The sequence below is a fragment of the Inquilinus sp. genome (assembly GCF_039594555.1).
In the GTDB taxonomy this organism is placed as follows: domain Bacteria; phylum Pseudomonadota; class Alphaproteobacteria; order DSM-16000; family Inquilinaceae; genus Inquilinus.
On record NZ_JBCNNF010000612.1, the window covers coordinates 1 to 3005 of the forward strand.

Annotated in this window: 3 protein-coding genes; all 3 read right to left on the reverse strand. The window is 69.1% G+C overall.

What is annotated here, in order from left to right:
• A partial coding sequence (locus ABDW35_RS34970; protein WP_343718449.1) for a transglutaminase N-terminal domain-containing protein occupies positions 1-548 on the reverse strand: 548 nt, incomplete at its 3' end.
• 13 nt (positions 549-561) lie between these two features.
• Complete coding sequence (locus tag ABDW35_RS34975) at positions 562-1500, reverse strand: alpha-E domain-containing protein (protein WP_343718450.1); 939 nt, start codon at positions 1498-1500, stop codon at positions 562-564.
• Positions 1501-1531: 31 nt separating this feature from the next.
• Positions 1532-2944 (reverse strand): circularly permuted type 2 ATP-grasp protein, encoded by a 1413-nt coding sequence (locus ABDW35_RS34980; protein WP_343718451.1) that lies wholly within the window; start codon positions 2942-2944, stop codon positions 1532-1534.
• Positions 2945-3005 lie beyond the last annotated feature (61 nt).

Below are 3005 nucleotides of genomic sequence, written 5' to 3' on the forward strand. Positions count from 1 at the left end.
CCGTGATGCCGGTCGCAGGCCAGGAACACATGGGTGTGGTCCTGGCATACACCGATGCCGGCGGCCAAAGCCTCGGCCGCGGTGGTGGCGGCGTGGGTCAGGCCGGGCTGGAAGGCGATGCGGTCATGCACCGCCAGCATCAGCGCATGGGCCAGGGCCAGCGGCTCGCGGCCGCCGGCGACAACCGCCTCCTCGGCCAGCGCGATCAGGGCCAAATCCGCGCCGGCCAGCGGCGAGGGGCGCAGATAGAAGGCGGCCGGGAACCGCTCCTCCGCCCCGGTGACGACGCCGTTGGTGTCGCGGGTCTCGACCTCGCCCTCGACCAGCAGGGTCAGCGCATCATGCGGCCGCTCCAGCGACAGCATGTCGATGATGTTGCCGTAGCCGTCCTCGCCCGCGGCCAGGGTGGCCCCGGCCGGCGGCACCACCCGCCAGCGCAGCACCTCCTGTCCGTCATGCGACCGGGGCGTCAGGCGCAGGGTCTGCAGGGTACGGCTGGCCGGGCTGTCGTAGCGGTAGCGGGTCTCGTGGCGGATCAGGAGGCGCATGGGCCGGGTCGGATCAGATCAGATAGGCCTTGCTGACCTCGAGGCCGAGGATGTTGTTCTGCTGGATGAACGCGGTCAGGTATTCGTGCAATCCGGTCGAGAAGATCGTGTCGATCCGGCCATAGCGCAAGCGCGAATGCATCTCCCCCGCCAGCCGCTGGCATTCATGCTTGCGACCGTACAGGTCGGCCAGTTCACCCAACAACTCGACCATCTCGCCGAGGCAGCCGGCCAGCGACCGCGGCATCTCTGGCCGTAGGATCAGCAGCTCCGCCACCTGCCACGGCTTGATGCCGTCGCGGTAAAGATAGGAGTAGCTGCCGAGCGCAGAGGCGCCGCGCAGGATCGCCGCCCATTGGTAGAAGTCGAGGCCACCGCCGACCTCCTCGTTGGCCGGCAGCAGCACATGGTATTTCACGTCCAGCAGCCGGGCGGTGTTGTCGCCGCGCTCCAGCATGGTGCCGAGCTGCAGGAAGATATGGGCATCGTCGCGCAGCATGGTGTCGGCGACCGCGCCATGGAACAGCAGCGCCCGCTCCTTCACCCATTCCAGCAGGTCGCGCAGGTCGCCGCCGGCGATCCGCCCCTCGCGAGAATCGAGGTCGAGCCAGGTGGCGTTCAGCGTCTCCCACATCGGCCGGGTCAGCGCCGCGCGCACCGCCCGCCCGTTGGTCCGCGCCCGCTGCAGGCAGGAGCGGATGCTGGTCGGGTTGTCGGGGTCGCGGGCGATGTAGTCGACCACCGTGGCCGGCGTCGCCGCATCGTGCTTCTTGTAGAAGCCTTCCTGGCAGCCGGAGATGACGACGGCGGAGTGCCATTCGTCCTGCCGCGCGCCGCCGCTGTTCGGCGTCAGCGCCATGCGGTCGGCCACCTCCAGGATGCGGGCCAGGTTCTCGGCGCGCTCGATGTAGCGGCCGAGCCAGTAGAGGCTGTCGGCGGTGCGGCTCAGCATCCCGATCGTCCCATCTTGAGTCCCCGCGCCGTCATGCCGTCAGCACCCAGGTGTCCTTGGTGCCGCCCCCCTGGCTCGAGTTGACCACCAGCGAGCCTTCGCGCAGCGCCACCCGGGTCAGCCCACCCGGCACGATCCGGACCTGGTCCTGGCCGGTCAGGACGAAGGGGCGCAGATCGACATGGCGCGGCGCCACGCCCTGGTCGACGAAGGTCGGGCAGGTCGACAGCGCCAGGGTCGGCTGGGCGATGAACAGGTCGGGCTGGGCCTTGACCCGCTCGGCATAGGCCTCGCGCTCGGCCCGGCTGGCGGTCGGCCCGACCAGCATGCCGTAGCCGCCCGACCCCGCCACCTCCTTGACCACCAGCTCCTCCAGGTTGGCCAGGACATGGGCGCATTCGTCGGGCTTCGAGCAGTCCCAGGTCGGGACGTTCTTCAGGATCGGCTCCTCGCCGAGATAGAAGCGGATCATCGCCGGGACATGGATGTACATCGCTTTGTTGTCGGCGATGCCGGTGCCCATGGCGTTGGCCAGGGCAACGTTGCCGGCGCGATAGGCGTGGTACAGGCCGGGGACGCCCAGCACCGAATCCGGGTTGAACACCAGCGGGTCGATGAAGTCGTCGTCGATCCGGCGATAGATCACGTCCACCCGCTTCGGCCCGCGGGTGGTGCGCATGTAGACCACGGCGTCGCGCACGAACAGGTCCGGCCCCTCGACCAGCTCGATGCCCATGCGGTCGGCCAGGAAGCTGTGCTCGAAATAGGCGCTGTTGTAGATGCCGGGGGTCAGCAGGGCGACCGTCGGCTCGCCCTCGCAGTTGCGCGGCGCCACCGATTTCAACGTCGCCAGCAGCTCCTGCGGGTAGTGCTCCACCGGCGCCACGCTGTGCCGGGCGAACAGGTCCGGGAACAGCCGCATCATCATCTCGCGGCCTTCCAGCATGTAGGACACGCCGGATGGGGTGCGGGCATTGTCCTCCAGCACATAGAAGTCGCTAGGGCCGACGCGGACGATGTCGATGCCGGCGATATGGGTGTAGATGCCGCCCGGCGGCTCCAGCCCCTGCATCTCCGGCAGGTAGCCGGGGTTGTGCAGCACCAGCCGCTCCGGCACCTGGCCGGCGCGCAGGATCTCCTGCCCGTGATAGACGTCGTAGAGGAAGGCGTTGAGCGCCTTCACCCGCTGCACCAGCCCCTGCTCGAGCTGCCGCCATTCGGCGGCGTCGAGCACCCGGGGCATGATGTCGAAGGGGATCAGCCGCTCCGGGTCGCCGCCCTCGCCATAGACCGCGAAGGTGATGCCGATGCGGCGGAACAGCGCCGCCGCCTCCCGGCGCTTAAGATCGAAGACCGAGGCCGGCGTCGCCGCCAGCCAATCCGCCAGGGCCGCATAGGGGGACCGGACCGGATCCCCGCCCATCTCGTCGAATGCCTGCACCATCCCTCCGGCACGTCCCTGCTCGACGAAACCATCAAGCAAGGGATGTGCCATCGGCGGCAAG